We start from the raw sequence: 12,115 nt of genomic DNA, 5'->3' as shown, positions 1-12,115 counted from the left end.
GGGCGGGAGCCCGCTGGAAAGCGAAGCTGTATTGCAGAATATCTGTTTTTATACAAAATCTCCCTTGATTATTATGTACACAAATAGAAAAAGCAGGGGATCGGCTCCCCTGCTTTAATGTCGTGGTTTAAATGGATTATGCAGTTACTGTAACTTTGGTCTTTCCAGCACCGACTGGACCCATTCCACGTGGCAATTCTGTTACTTCGCTCGTTTGTGAGCCAAGTGCCTTAGCGATGTGGTCCGCTGCGATAGTCGGATCAAGATCACCACAAGTGTATACATCTACACTTGCATAGCCGTGTTCAGGAAAGCTGTGGATAGTCAAATGCGATTCAGAGATGATCACTACGCCGCTTACGCCCTGTGGCGCAAACTTGTGAAAAGCGACCTCGCGGATTTCCGCTCCTGATTTGAGTGCTGCATCAACAAAAGTCTTTTCGATATAATCCATATCGTTTAATTTGTCAAAATCACACTGCCAAAGTTCTGCAATTACGTGACGTCCCATTGTTTCCATGGTTCGTTTCCCCCTTTGATATCATTTTGGTTTCGTGCTCAAAATATTCAAAGTTGACTACCACGGGGGAAAGTTAGTCCAAAGAGGTCCTAACCCTTTAAGCAGTCATGTGAATAAAAATCTCTTCCTCATAGAGCCGATTCCTCATTGAGCTTTGGAATCATTCGGAAGAAAATAGCCTTTTTTTTCAGCTACGATTCATAGTATATGATGTATCTGAAGGAAATGCAACAAATAAACCTGATAAAATTTTCTTTTTTGCTATAATTTTTTATTGCAAATAAAAACCACTTTTCCGTTAGTTAGGGAAAAGTGGTTTTTCATCAATTGGTGGTCATTGCTGTCATTGCTGAAGCAACACGCTTGGTAAGATCGATTACGCGGGCAGAATAGCCCCATTCGTTATCGTACCACGCGAGCACTTTCACTTTGCGCTTGCCCATCACCATTGTAGTCAGGCCATCGATGATCGCTGAATCTGTCGTTGTGTTGAAATCTTTTGAAACAAGCGGCTCCATTGTAAAACTCAGGATGCCTTTCATCGGTCCATCCGCAGCTTTTTTGAAAGCGTCGTTCACTTCTTCAACCGTAACATCCGTATTCAAATCGACGACAAGGTCGACAAGCGAGACGTTCGGCGTGGGAACGCGCAAGGCCATTCCGTGCATCTTCCCTTCCAGGTCAGGCAAAACTTTCGACAAGGCTTTCGCTGCTCCTGTTGAAGTCGGAATGATCGATTGTGCGCAGGCACGTGCCCGGCGAAGATCTTTATGCGGATTGTCCAGGTTTTTCTGGTCGTTCGTGTAAGCGTGTACAGTTGTCATCAGGCCATTGTCGATGCCGAATGCATCATTGAGGACTTTCGCGACCGGCGCGAGGCAGTTTGTCGTGCAGCTGGCATTGGAGATGACATCGTGATTCGCGATATCCAGTTTTTCTTCGTTGACGCCCATCACGATCATGATGTCTTCATTTTTCCCTGGAGCCGTCAGAATAACTTTTTTCGCGCCGGCTTCAAGGTGAAGCGCCGCCTTGTCGCGGGAATTGAATTTACCGGTAGCTTCGATGACGATGTCGACGCCCATCTCTTTCCATGGGAGGCGGAGTGGATCACGTTCACTTACCAGTGCAACCCGTTTTCCGTTTACAATTAAAGCTCCTTCTTCAGCGCTTACTTCACCGTCAAAGGTGCCATGATTTGTGTCATACTTTATCAAATGAGCCAAAGTTTCAGCAGGGTAGCTGGCATTGACTGCTGAAATTGTTACATCGTCCATCAGAATTGCCTGTCTGAACACCATGCGGCCGATCCGGCCAAAACCATTAATCGCGATAGAAAGTGTCATTTAAAAGTCCTCCATTAATTAAGTTATACTTATATTTTTATTTCGTTATATAGTATAACACATTCTGGTCATTCGAGAACCTCAAAAGAAATTAAACTCTTGACGATTGAAATTTTTTATTCCCATTGCTTGAGAATTTTCTCCAATTGGCGGGCGGTCCCTTCCACTGTGCCGTTATTGTAAATGACAGCGTCAGCCCCTTCTTCCTTGACGGACATGGGGAGCTGGGAAGCAATGCGGGCTCTTGCGTCCTTTTCGTTCAGGCCGTTTCTTTCCATCAGCCGGTTGAGCTGATTTTCTTCGGTAACGCTGACGACAAGGATTTTGTCGACGAAATGCTGCAGCTTGCTTTCAAAAAGCAGCGGGATGTCCATCACAATCGTTTTATGGCCAGCCTCCAGGTATTCATTTCTTTGGCGAAGCATTTCCGCACGGATGGCCGGGTGGATAATATCATTCAATTGCTTTCTTTTGGCGGGATCAGAAAAAATAAGCGCTCCCACTTGTTCCCTGTTCATTGAACCATCTTCCCGGATCACGTCCGGACCGAACAGCGCCTCAATTTTCTTCAGGGTATCCGAACCCGGTTCCACTACTTGCCGCGCGACAATATCCGCGTCAATGATCGGATACCCCAGTTCTTCCAGCATTTTCGAAACGGTGCTTTTCCCGCTGGCTATGCTGCCAGTCAATCCAATAATCATCGTAAGCCCTCATTTTTGGCATGACGGGCAGTAGACGGACGTGCGTCCCCCGATTTTCAGGGATTTCGTCGCCCTGCCGCAGGCCATGCATTGTTTTTTTCCATACATCGCGAAGCGGTTCTGCATGCCGCCCGACCCGCCGTTAATGTTGCGGTAATCGGAAATGGTGCTGCCACCCGCTTCGATGCTTTCCAGTAAAATTTCAACAATCGTATGAAAAAGTTCGGTTTTTCGTTTCCTGCTGATGCGCTGCGCAGCCCGGTTCGGATGGATTTTCATCCGGAACAGCGCTTCCGTTGCGTAAATATTTCCCGCTCCGGAAATCACCTGACCGTCCATGATCACTTCTTTGATGGGTTTATTCCGGTATTTCGGGCTTTCGGCCATGTCAAGAAAATGCTGCAAAGCAAGTTCTTCGAACGGTTCAGGCGCCATCAGCAGCAGCGGCGGATATTCGCCTTCTTCGTTCAGAACGCGCATTTCGCCAAAACGGCGGATATCAGAATAGGCGAGCAGATTGCCATCGCTCAGCGTCAAAACAACGTGCACATGCTTCCGGAATTTCTCTTCCGGAATGTTCAGCAGGCTGCCGACATAGAACCAGGCGCCTGACATCCCGAGATGGTTGACGAGCAGAAATTCCTCTTCTTTCCGTAAACCGAAGTAAATGTATTTGCTGCGGCGTTCAACAGAAACTATTTGGGCATCTTTCACTTTTTCAATGAAACTGTCTGCTCCGACCCGTTTCAAAATCGCTTCCCGGCCTCCCGTTTTGGAAAGCCGGATCACATCTGAAATAAAAACTTCTTCGATTCTTTTGCCGATGGCGACTGGCCGTATCTGCCGGACAAGTCCTTCCACTTCTGGAAGCTCAGGCATAGGATCAGCCTCCAATCATTTTGTTTCATACCAGGTATCACCTGAAGCTATGTCGACTTTCAGCGGGACATTCAGTTCCATCGCCGATTCCATCACCTGCGGCACCAATACCATCAATCGGTCCAATTCATCTTTTGGCGCTTCAAAAATCAGTTCATCGTGCACCTGCAGCAGCATATTCGTTTGCAGGCCTTCACGCTCAATCGCTTCGTCCATATCAATCATCGCTTTCTTGATGATATCCGCCGCGCTTCCTTGAATCGGCGTGTTCATTGCCGTGCGTTCTGCAAAACTGCGCAGATTGAAATTCGAACTTGTAATATCCGGAAGATAGCGGCGGCGGTTCATAAGCGTCGTCACGAAGCCGTCCTTTTTCGCGGATGCCACGATATTTGTCATGTATTGCTGAACGCCCGGGAAGCTCGTCAGATAGCGGTCGATAAATTCCGCCGCTTCTTTGCGCGGAATATTCAGGCTCTGAGATAATCCGTAATCGCTGATGCCGTAAACGATACCGAAATTGACGGCTTTGGCCGCCCGGCGCATGTCTCCAGTAACTTCTTCCAACGGTACATGGAAAACATCCGCCGCCGTGGCGGTGTGAATATCCTGATCATCTTTAAACGCCTGCACCAGACGTTCGTCATTCGACATATGTGCCAGAACCCGCAATTCGATCTGCGAATAATCGGCAGCCACCATGACCCAGTCCGGGTGGGACGGCACGAAAGCTTTTCTGATTTTGCGCCCTTCTTCCAGCCGCACCGGAATATTCTGCAAGTTCGGATTCGTTGAACTCAAGCGGCCTGTGGTTGTCAGCGCCTGCTGGAAACGCGTATGGATTTTGCCGTCGTCATGGATTTCCTTCAGCAATCCTTCTATATAAGTGGATAGAAGTTTGCCAAGCTGGCGGTACAGCAGAATATGCGAAATGATTTCGTGCTGCCCTTCCAGTTTCTCCAGCACATCAGCGGCAGTCGAATAACCGGTCTTCGTTTTCTTCAGTGCAGGCAATCCCAGTTTTTCAAAAAGAATGACCCCTAATTGCTTCGGAGAATTGATGTTGAATTCCTGTCCCGCGAGGCTGTATATTTCAGCTTCGATTTTTTCCAGCTTGCCGGATAATTCTTCTCCCATCACCGACAATTGTCCGCGGTCCACTTTTACGCCCAGCGATTCCATTTGGCCAAGCACAGTTGCCAGCGGAAGCTCCAGTTTATCGTAAAGGTCGAATTGCTGGTTTTCCTCCAGCTTTTTGATGATGATTTCCCGCACGTTCCAAATGGCCCGGGCTTTTCTGGCGATGTGTTCATTCAGCACTTTGTCTTCAGGCACTTTTTTCTTTGCGCCTTTGCCGTACACCTGTTCATTGGTCGAGACATCTGTGTAACCGTATTCCAGCACAATATTGGACATATCGGTATAGGTCAGGGAAGGATTGACGATGTAAGCCCCCAGCATCAGATCAAAGTCCACGCCGTCCAGTTCAATTTCACTGCGCAGGAAAGCGGCGGTGGAGGCTTTCGAATCCGACATGTATTTTTTCTTCTGCGGATCTTTCAGCCAGGATTTGAAGACATCAGATTCTTTTGCGGTTTCCATCGGAATGACATATGTGTTTTCTGCGTCAGCCAAAGCGACGCCCAGCAAATCGCATGTATGGTAATGTTCATCATACATTTCCAGATGGACGGCCATTTCATCTTTCAGGATGGATGGGTCGATATCCGTTACGACCGAAAAGGTCAATTCCTCTTTGACCGTTTCTTCCGCTGTATAATCCATTCGCTCCAATAACGATTTAAACGACAATTCATTCCAGATGCTCACCAGTTCATCCTGGTCAGGGCCCGTATAACCCAGATCTTCAATCTTCACTTCCACCGGTGCCTGCCGTTCGATGGTCGCAAGTTTTTTGCTGATATAGGCCAGATCTTCATTGGCGACCAATTTTTCTTTCATCTTGCCTTTTTGCTGGTCGATCGCCTCGTAGACACCTTCCACTGAACCATGGGCCGCCAGCAGCTTAAGCGCGGTTTTTTCGCCGACGCCGGGAACGCCCGGAATATTATCGGAAGCGTCGCCCATTAGCCCTTTCATGTCGATGATTTGCAGCGGCGTCAGCCCATATTTTTCCTTGATATGCTCAACCGTGTATTTTTCAATATCGGTGATCCCTTTTCGGGTGATGTAAACTGTAGTGGACGGGGAAGCCAATTGGGTCAAATCCTTGTCCCCGGAAATGACAATGACTTCATCCCCTTGCTGTTCCGCTTCAAGGCTCAGCGTACCGATGATGTCATCCGCCTCGTAGTTCGGCAATTCATATTGTTTGATGCGATAGGCATCGATCAGCTTGCGCAGATAAGGAAATTGTTCGGACAGTTCAGGCGGCGTTTTTTGGCGCCCTCCTTTATATTCGCCGAACATCTCATTTCGAAAAGTCGTCTTCCCCGCATCAAATGCCACCATCATATGGGTCGGCTGTTCTTCTTCGAGAATCCGCTGGAGCATCATCGTGAACCCGTAAACGGCGTTCGTATGGATGCCGCTTTCATTCGTCAGCAATGGCAGCGCGAAAAATGCGCGGTATGCCAAACTGTTGCCATCCAGTAAAAGTATTTTCTTAGCCACAATATTACCCCTTTCGATAAAAAACCGTCATTCCCTTTATTTTACCACGCGGGCAAAAAGAAGAGAAATGACGGCTGGTTTTATTCCAGTATGCCTGTTAAAACGCTGGCATAAGGTGAGTCGGATGGCAGGATGATCACTGTGTCATCGCCGATCGTTTTCGTATAGGACTGGAGCGAACGGTATAATTGGTAAAATTCGGGATCTTTCGAAAACGATTCGTTGTAGATCCGTGCAGCTTCAGATTCGCCTTCCGCCTGGATCAATGCCGCTTCCTTGCGGGCAGTGGCGATGACTTCCTGGGCTTCACGGTCCGCCTGAGCTTCAATTTCACGTTTTTTCGCATCTCCCTGCGATAAATAATCCTGTGCTGTCGAATCACGCTCGGAAATCATCCGGGTGTAGACCGATTGTTCGTTTTCTTCGGGCAGGTCTGTCCGTTTCATCCGGACATCCGTCACGCGGATGCCGTATTCGTCTTTTTCCAGCAGCTCGTTGACTTTCGCAGTGACGTTCTCGCTCAGACTGCCTCTGGAAGTATTTTCGTCATTGATGATTTCCTCATAATCCAATTGGCCAAGTTCTGTACGGATAACAGAATATACAAATTCTTCCATTCGTGATTCAGCGTTCACGATCGTTACCGCGTTCGTGATGAGGTCCCGCGGGTCCACCACATGCCAGACGGCGTAATTATCGATGATGATCCTTTTTTTATCGCGCGTGTTGATCTCCGCTTCCGATACTTCATAGATCATCTGATACTTCGGCAAAGTAGTCACACTCTGGATGAAAGGAATCTTCATATGAAGCCCCGGCTCTTCCTTGATTGACACAACTTCCCCGAATTGGCGCACGACCCGGTATTCGCTTTCTTTGACAATATAGACATTTGCCAGCAGGACAAGGAGCACAATAAAAGCGAGCATCAACCCGAAAATCAGCTTCCAGTATTTCTTGAAATTGACGGGATCTTTCGGCTGCTTTTTTGGTTTTGGAGTCTTATAGGCTTCAAATCTGTTTGGTTCACTTTGAGGCTGTTTCGGTTCCATTAATTGTCCCCTCCTGTCTCGGTGTCTGCAGGCGGAGGCAATACGGACTGGCCTTCACCCAGCGGCAGATATTTCAGCGTGCCGCCATCGTCGTTCATAATGTACAGTTTTGCATTCGGCAATACGGTTTCCAGCGTCTCCAGAATCAGCCGCTGTCTCGTTACTTCCGGATTGCCTTCGTATTCGGCAAACAATTTATCGAATACGGCCACATCTCCAAGTGCCTGCTCGACCCGGGCCACTTTTTGCCCTTCCGCTCTTGAGTTGATCGCCGCTTTTTCACCCAGCGCTTCATTGCGTTTCTGATTTTCATATTTTCTTGCTTCGTTGATTTTTGTGTTCATTGTTTCACGGGCATCCGTAACATTGGTGAAGGCAGCCCGCACTTCTTCATTCGGCAGCTCGACGTCCTGCAATTTTACCGCGAGCACTGAAATGCCAATATCGTATTTTTCAATAAGTGATGCCAGAAGGTCGCGGGTATCCGCTTCGATTTCCGCTTTGCCGGAAGTCAGCGCATCATCGATCAGCGAGCTCCCGATCACCGAACGAATCGATGCAGAAGTCGCGTCATGCAAAATTTCCTTTGGATCTTCTGCGTTGAACAAATACTTTTTGGGATCGGTGATTTTCCATTGCACGACCAAATCAGTCAGGACAATGTATTCGTCCCCTGTAATCATTTTCGTTTCTTTATCGAAAGAAACAATTTCCCCTGACTCATCCTGGTTGTAGCCGAATTGAAGGCTGTATGTTTCTTTTGACAGGGTTTCAGCCCGCTGGATCGGCCAGGGCAATTTAAAATGAAGGCCCGGTTCAACGATGGTTTCATTGGCTACACCGAAAGTGACAAGAACAGCCTGTTCGGATTCATCGACGGTATACCAGGAAGTGAAAGCCGCTACAAGCAGCAGGATTCCTGCGATGGACAGACCAATGATGGATAATACCTTTTTGACAGTCATACTTTTACCCCCTTTTATATGTATAGTCTTTATACGGAAGAGCACAGGAATAGTTTCATGAAATAAGAAAAAGGACCTCGTGGAAGGTCCTTTTTCTATGTGAGTGTTGAAAGGGGGTTCTTTTAAAAGATACCACCCATATGTGAAGCCAGTATTAAAATAATGTAAATTTTAGTTTTTTGGTAAAACAATTATTCCGCGAGCGGCAGGTAAATGGTGAAGACACTGCCTTGCCCCGGTGTGCTCTGGACTTCTATTTTGCCGTGATGTGCTTCGACCAGGTGCTTGACAATGGATAATCCAAGTCCGGTGCCCCCGGAATTGCGGCTCCGTGCCTTATCCACACGGTAAAAACGTTCGAAGACCCGATTGATTTCTGTGGGATGGATTCCGATGCCTTCATCCCGCACTTCAATAACTGCCTGATTTCTTTTTTTGTACAGGTGAACCCCTATGGTTTTTTCAGGAGCGGAATAATTGATCGCGTTGGCCAGCAGGTTCATCATAATCTGAACCAGGCGATTGGCGTCACCGGAAACTGTCAATGGCTCCAATGATGTTTTCAGTTCCATTTCTTTTTCCTCAAGCGCCGGCTGCACCATCTCAATGGCATATTCAATGACAGCTTTCATGTCAGTCGGCTGTGCATCCACTTCAAATCCGCTTTGTTCCACTCTTGACAGCTCCAGAAGTTCTTCGATCAAAGTTTCCAGTCGATTGGTTTCCGTCTGTATGATTTCAAGAAAAGACAATAGAGTCGATTCGTCTTTGTAGGCGCCGTCTATCAGGGTTTCTGAAAATCCTTTGATGGATGTCACCGGCGTTCGCAGTTCGTGGGAAACATTCGCCACAAAATCCTTACGGATTTGTTCGAGGCGTTTCAACTCTGTAATGTCATGCAAGACGATTACAATGCCAAGCCACTGGTCATGATTTCCGATTACGGGGGCTCCGTAAACTTCCAGCGACCGCGTATCGATCCCGGATTGATAATGCAATTGTTCCCTCGCAGGAGTTTCTGTCATAAAAACCTTCTCAATAAATTCGGCAAGCGTTTCAGGAATCGGCAGCACTCCATAAAATGTGCCGTTGACTTCTTCACTGCTTAATTCGAATTCATCCTGGAAATATTGATTCGATAAAGAAATTTTGCCTTGCCGGTCAATCATGATCAAACCGCTGCCCATCGTTTCAATTAGAGTTTTCAATCGTTCCTGCTCTATTTCACGGACAGCTGTGATTTCCTGCAGGGTGCGGGCGAGAACATTGATCGTTGAACTGAGCGGAGCTGAACCAATGATGGAATCCTCGTAAGCTCTTGCCCGGTAATTGCCTTTCACCAGTTCAAGAGCCGTCTCGGTTATATTATCAATCGGAGCCACATGGACTTTTATGATTTGATATCCCACCAGTGCTGAAATAAGAAAAATAACCAGAAAAACAATGGCCAGCATGAGCCAAAATTCAAACCGGTTTTCTGATTCCCGATAGAGAGGAAACAACTGAATAACGATAATAAAAAGACCGGCAAAAAGAGTTGCCAGCCAAAAAACAAAGTTGCTTATCAAGCGCCGCCGAAATGGCTTCATACTGCTTTCGGCTCCTCGAATTTATAGCCCAGCCCGCGAATGGTCTTGATAAAAACAGGCTTCCGGCTGTTGTCCTCTATCTTCTCCCTCAGATGGCTGATATGGACATCGACGATCCTGGTATCCCCTGCAAAATCATATTTCCATACTGCACTCAATAATTGATCGCGGGTCAGCACCCTGTTTTTATTCTCCATTAAATAGACAAGCAATTCGAATTCCTTTGGTGTAAATTCCACCTGTTCTTCGTTCATGAAAGCTTCGTAGCGCTCAGGAAAGACTTTTAAATCACCTATTTTGATTTCGGATGCCCCCGAATCCTGCTGCTCCACTTTCATGCCTTCCGATCTTCTCAGCACCGCTTTGATGCGGGCCACCACTTCTCGCGGACTGAAAGGCTTCGTCATGTAATCGTCAGCGCCCAGTTCGAGCCCCAGCACTTTGTCGAATTCCTCGTCTTTGGCAGTCAGCATAATGATGGGAATGCTCACCTTTTGCATGCGCAGTTCCTTACAGATCTCAACACCGTCCATTGATGGAAGCATCAGATCCAGTACGATGAGCGAAGGCTTTTCACTTAATGCGAGCTCATACCCTTCCCTGCCGTCATTCGCGATGACCGTTTCGTAACCGGCCTGCGTCAAATTATAGGACAGCAATGTAGCGATGGATTGTTCGTCTTCTATGATCAATATTTTCTTCTGCATTTAACAGCCTCCACATTCAGTTTGAAACCCCCATTTCAAACTTATCAGAAATTATCCATTGCTTCCGTAGTGAGCCTGTTCAGCACCTGCGGCGGATTTGCCGTCAACGTACCTTCCAGCACCCTGCCGCCGTTTTCATCAGTCGCTTCGACACGGATTGTCACTTCATTCGCTGCCACATTGACTTCCGTGACTTCCAAAAGAAATTCGATGGTAGCGTAATGATAAACAGGACTGCTGAATTTCAGATGCTGTTCATTGATGTAGGAACCTGGTCCCGGCAGATACTTGGATACGGCTGATGTGACAATGCCTGTCAGCATCGCTGTCGGCACCACAGGTTTTTCGAATTTTGTCTGCGAAGCGAAGTCATGTTGGATATATAAAGGATTGCCGTCATTCGTCAGGCCCAGATACAAAAGAAGATCTTTATCCTCAATGTTTTCCGTCAGCTTGAGTTTCTCCCCCACGGTCATATCCTCGATCTTGCGCCCCAGTTTACGTTTCTTTCCGAGTAACATCGGCTTCCCCCCTGTTATCTTAATACTTCAATCATATCAATTAAGCAATGAAAAGCAAAGACTGTATATATGTATGCCGGGCAGCTGGCCTGCCCGGCTCCCCTTCTTTTTCAGGTTAACACCTTCATAACCGCTTTGACGGATTCGGCGGATTGCTCGAGCATCGCCTTTTCTTCTTCATTTAAATCAATTTCAATGATCTTTTCGATGCCGGAAGCGCCAAGAATTGTCGGGACACCCAGATAGATCCCATCCATTCCGTATTCCCCTTCCAGATAGGCGATGGCCGGCAGGATGCGCCGCTGGTCTTTGATGATCGCTTCCGCCATTTCAACAAGTGACGCCGCAGGGGCGTAATAGGCGGATCCAGTTCCAAGAAGGTTGACGATTTCCGCCCCACCTTTACGTGTGCGTTCAACGATTCCCTCCAGCCTTTCTTTGGAAATCAGGGTATGCAGCGGAATGCCGCCAGCATAGGAATATCTCACAAGCGGCACCATGTCGTCCCCATGGCCGCCCAGCACAAATCCGCTGACGTCTTTCACGGAAACGTTCAATTCCTGCGCAATGAATGTGCGGAAACGGGCGGAATCCAATACACCTGACTGTCCGATAACCCGTTCTTTCGGAAATCCTGATGCTTTGTATACCGTATAAGTCATGGCATCGACCGGATTTGTCAAAACCAGAATTGCGGAATCCGGCGAATGCTTCACGATCTCTGCAGTAACAGATTTCATGATTTTCTGGTTGGTCTGCACCAGGTCATCCCTGCTCATTCCGGGCTTCCGTGCAATACCCGCTGTAATAATGACAAGGTCTGAATCTTTCGTATCCGCATAATCTGCAGTACCCGTGACAGTTGCGTCATAGCCGAGAACAGGTCCTGCCTCAGCCATATCGAGAGCTTTCCCTTTTGCCGGACCTTCCATTTGCGGAATATCGACGAGAACGACATCGCCCAATTCTTTTTTCGCCAATAAAAATGCGGCAGTCGCCCCGGTAAAGCCGGAACCTATTACAGAAATCTTTTTGCGTTTGAATGTCATGGAATCTCTCCTTTTCTACATACTCGCTCTTTTAAAAGAAAACAAAATGCATACAGATTTACAATTTCCTTAAAGGTAGGATCTGAAACAAAACGCAATTGATGATGAGAGAGTTTTTTAAAGATATGGAGCAAAACAGCGAAGACTCC

General features: G+C 47.4%; 11 protein-coding genes. All 11 read right to left on the bottom strand.

The features are described from left to right. Positions 1-136: 136 nt before the first annotated feature. The 11 genes from speD to mdh all read right to left on the bottom strand — a co-directional run bounded on the left by speD (position 137) and on the right by mdh (position 11,966). The gene (speD, locus tag KW93_RS06440; RefSeq protein ID WP_033542168.1) at positions 137-520 is read right to left on the bottom strand and encodes an adenosylmethionine decarboxylase; all 384 of its coding nucleotides are present in this window, start codon (positions 518-520) and stop codon (positions 137-139) included. A gap of 323 nt (positions 521-843) precedes the next feature. After that, on the bottom strand, positions 844-1,866 hold the full coding sequence (locus KW93_RS06435; RefSeq protein ID WP_033542167.1) for a glyceraldehyde-3-phosphate dehydrogenase: 1,023 nt from the start codon (positions 1,864-1,866) through the stop codon (positions 844-846). A gap of 116 nt (positions 1,867-1,982) precedes the next feature. After that, complete coding sequence (gene coaE, locus KW93_RS06430; protein WP_033542166.1) at positions 1,983-2,570, bottom strand: dephospho-CoA kinase; 588 nt, start codon at positions 2,568-2,570, stop codon at positions 1,983-1,985. A gap of 9 nt (positions 2,571-2,579) precedes the next feature. Then, entirely contained in the window at positions 2,580-3,449 is an 870-nt protein-coding gene (mutM, locus tag KW93_RS06425; protein ID WP_033542165.1) for a bifunctional DNA-formamidopyrimidine glycosylase/DNA-(apurinic or apyrimidinic site) lyase, read from the bottom strand. Positions 3,450-3,464: 15 nt separating this feature from the next. After that, positions 3,465-6,086, bottom strand: a complete 2,622-nt coding sequence (gene polA, locus KW93_RS06420) for a DNA polymerase I (protein ID WP_033542164.1) — start codon at positions 6,084-6,086, stop codon at positions 3,465-3,467. 77 nt (positions 6,087-6,163) lie between these two features. After that, the gene (gene hflC / locus KW93_RS06415) at positions 6,164-7,135 is read right to left on the bottom strand and encodes a protease modulator HflC (RefSeq protein WP_033542163.1); all 972 of its coding nucleotides are present in this window, start codon (positions 7,133-7,135) and stop codon (positions 6,164-6,166) included. Then, a complete protein-coding gene (gene hflK, locus KW93_RS06410; protein WP_033542162.1) occupies positions 7,135-8,100 on the bottom strand; it encodes an FtsH protease activity modulator HflK in 966 nt (321 codons plus the stop codon). Before hflK ends, hflC begins: the two co-directional genes overlap by 1 nt. 191 nt (positions 8,101-8,291) lie before the next feature. Next, positions 8,292-9,689: a two-component system histidine kinase PnpS gene (pnpS, locus tag KW93_RS06405; protein WP_033542161.1), complete on the bottom strand. Its 1,398-nt coding sequence runs from the start codon at positions 9,687-9,689 to the stop codon at positions 8,292-8,294. Then, complete coding sequence (locus KW93_RS06400; RefSeq protein ID WP_033542160.1) at positions 9,686-10,396, bottom strand: response regulator transcription factor; 711 nt, start codon at positions 10,394-10,396, stop codon at positions 9,686-9,688. Before KW93_RS06400 ends, pnpS begins: the two co-directional genes overlap by 4 nt. A 44-nt stretch (positions 10,397-10,440) precedes the next feature. Then, positions 10,441-10,917: a MaoC/PaaZ C-terminal domain-containing protein gene (locus KW93_RS06395; RefSeq protein ID WP_033542159.1), complete on the bottom strand. Its 477-nt coding sequence runs from the start codon at positions 10,915-10,917 to the stop codon at positions 10,441-10,443. A 110-nt stretch (positions 10,918-11,027) separates the two neighbouring features. After that, positions 11,028-11,966 (bottom strand): malate dehydrogenase, encoded by a 939-nt coding sequence (gene mdh, locus KW93_RS06390; RefSeq protein WP_033542158.1) that lies wholly within the window; start codon positions 11,964-11,966, stop codon positions 11,028-11,030. Positions 11,967-12,115: the final 149 nt, after the last annotated feature.

The organism is Planococcus sp. CAU13, from assembly GCF_000775575.1.
GTDB lineage: Bacteria > Bacillota > Bacilli > Bacillales_A > Planococcaceae > Planococcus.
This window is presented reverse-complemented; position numbering and strand designations above follow the sequence as displayed.

Excerpts from the sequence above, each read along its gene's own strand:
- hflK (WP_033542162.1), bottom strand. The coding sequence starts at position 8,100 with ATGACTGTCAAAAAGGTATTATCCATCATTGGTCTGTCCATCGCAGGA.
- KW93_RS06435 (WP_033542167.1), bottom strand. The coding sequence starts at position 1,866 with ATGACACTTTCTATCGCGATTAATGGTTTTGGCCGGATCGGCCGCATG.
- hflC (WP_033542163.1), bottom strand. The coding sequence starts at position 7,135 with ATGGAACCGAAACAGCCTCAAAGTGAACCAAACAGATTTGAAGCCTAT.
- KW93_RS06400 (WP_033542160.1), bottom strand. The coding sequence starts at position 10,396 with ATGCAGAAGAAAATATTGATCATAGAAGACGAACAATCCATCGCTACA.
- coaE (WP_033542166.1), bottom strand. The coding sequence starts at position 2,570 with ATGATTATTGGATTGACTGGCAGCATAGCCAGCGGGAAAAGCACCGTT.
- pnpS (WP_033542161.1), bottom strand. The coding sequence starts at position 9,689 with ATGAAGCCATTTCGGCGGCGCTTGATAAGCAACTTTGTTTTTTGGCTG.
- mdh (WP_033542158.1), bottom strand. The coding sequence starts at position 11,966 with ATGACATTCAAACGCAAAAAGATTTCTGTAATAGGTTCCGGCTTTACC.
- speD (WP_033542168.1), bottom strand. The coding sequence starts at position 520 with ATGGAAACAATGGGACGTCACGTAATTGCAGAACTTTGGCAGTGTGAT.
- KW93_RS06395 (WP_033542159.1), bottom strand. The coding sequence starts at position 10,917 with ATGTTACTCGGAAAGAAACGTAAACTGGGGCGCAAGATCGAGGATATG.
- mutM (WP_033542165.1), bottom strand. The coding sequence starts at position 3,449 with ATGCCTGAGCTTCCAGAAGTGGAAGGACTTGTCCGGCAGATACGGCCA.